This is a genomic window from Aequorivita lipolytica (assembly GCF_007997135.1).
Lineage (GTDB): Bacteria > Bacteroidota > Bacteroidia > Flavobacteriales > Flavobacteriaceae > Aequorivita > Aequorivita lipolytica.
The window spans coordinates 1-1,731 of sequence record NZ_VORU01000034.1; the positions used below are offsets into that span (position 1 = coordinate 1).

The following is a 1,731-nucleotide window of genomic DNA, read 5'->3' on the forward strand; positions in this document are numbered from 1 at the left end:
TCAACACAGGTGATCTTGATATGATGACCTATGCGAATGCTGATTTCCAGGTGCGTTTTACCTATGATGATGAGGGCTCTTGGGCCTATGCGGCAGGCGTTGATAACTTCCTGCTGAGCTACGAAATTTCTGCAGGTGGCGGACTTGACGTTTTCCTTGACGCAAACGGAATGGCAAGCGTAGATCCAAACGATCTTCTAACAGGTGTAAATGAAGCCTGTGGCTATACTGTTACCGCTGGCGGTGTTGGTGGAGGAACTTCTGGTTCTTTGAGCACTTTATTTATCGGAACAAATGGAGGTTCTTCAGGTTGGGCAGTAATGTACGACGTAACTGTAGGCCCAGCTGATATTCAAGTGACTGAAATAGACATTAATACTACTAGTACAGCGGCGTTTGATTTAGATCTATATGTTCTTACAGGAACTTATGTAGGTAACGAAACTAACCCAGCTGCTTGGGGTGCTGTTGCCGCTTCTGGTTCTGGAACCGGTGCTGGTACAGATTTACCTAGTAATGTTGTTCTAGATGCTCCTGTAGTCCTTTCAGCAAATACCACTTATGGTTTTGCTGTAGTAACAACTGGTGTTGGACAGCGTTATACAAACGGTGATGGTACAAACCAAAACTTCTCTAATGCCGATCTTTCTATGTCTTTAGGAACTGCAGTATCTGGATTATTTACTGGTTCCGTATTTACTCCTCGTGTTTGGAACGGTACTGTTCATTATGAAACTGTTGCTAGTTCTGGTCTTGACTTTACCTGTGCTGATCTTGGCGAAAACCTTGTTGAGGTTACCGTTACAGATGACAGTGGAAACGTTTCTACCTGTTTTGCTACGGTGAATGTTATAGACTTAATAGCTCCTGTTATTACTTGTGGAGCATCAGACACATTTATGGAAATTGAAGATTTTGAAGGCGCTACAGTGCCGACGGGTTGGGCCACTGATGTTCAGGTTGGAACTGCCGATTGGGAATTTGGTTCTGGTGATATGCCTAATGGTGATGATTTCACAACCAACGCAGCAATCTTCAATGATGATGCAGCTGGTATTGGGGAAACAAATCTTGTAGTCTTGACTTCTCCAGTATACGACCTAACGGGAGCTACCGATGTATTTGTTGGATATGATGTTGCTTTTCAGGAATCCGGAGATCAAATATTTACCGTTGAGGTTTATGATGGTGCGGCTTGGCAACAAATAGCACTTTATGATGCGGATCTGGTTCCAAACATCCAGACCGAATCAATCGATGCTACCGCTTATGCAAATTCAGCATTTCAAGTGCGCTGGACGTATGACGATCTTGGCGGCTGGGGCTGGGGTGCCGGTGTGGATAATTTCAATCTTAGCTATGCCATTTCAACATCGGGTAACGTAGTTGAAATCGAGCTTGGACCTGATGGCACTACCACTATAGATCCATATAGCCTACTTTCTAATATAGAAGAAGCTTGTGGAATTAGTACGATTGCCGTTGATGTTCCAACAGTTGACTGTTCGGATATAGGGGCCACAATAATGATCACCGTATTTGTAAGCGATGCAAGTGGCAATATAGCTTCTTGTACCGCCGAAGTGAATGTGGTAGATAAACTTGCCCCAGTAATTACCTGCCCAGCAGATCAAACTGTTGATCCGGGAGCTGGTAACCTGTTCTATATCTTACCAGACTATTTTGCAACTGGCGAAGCCACTGCAGAGGACAACTGTACAGACCCAGTAA

General features: G+C 44.3%; 1 pseudogene. It reads left to right on the plus strand.

What is annotated here, in order from left to right:
• Positions 1-1,731, plus strand: a pseudogene (locus ESV24_RS15155) (HYR domain-containing protein); the annotation flags it as partial.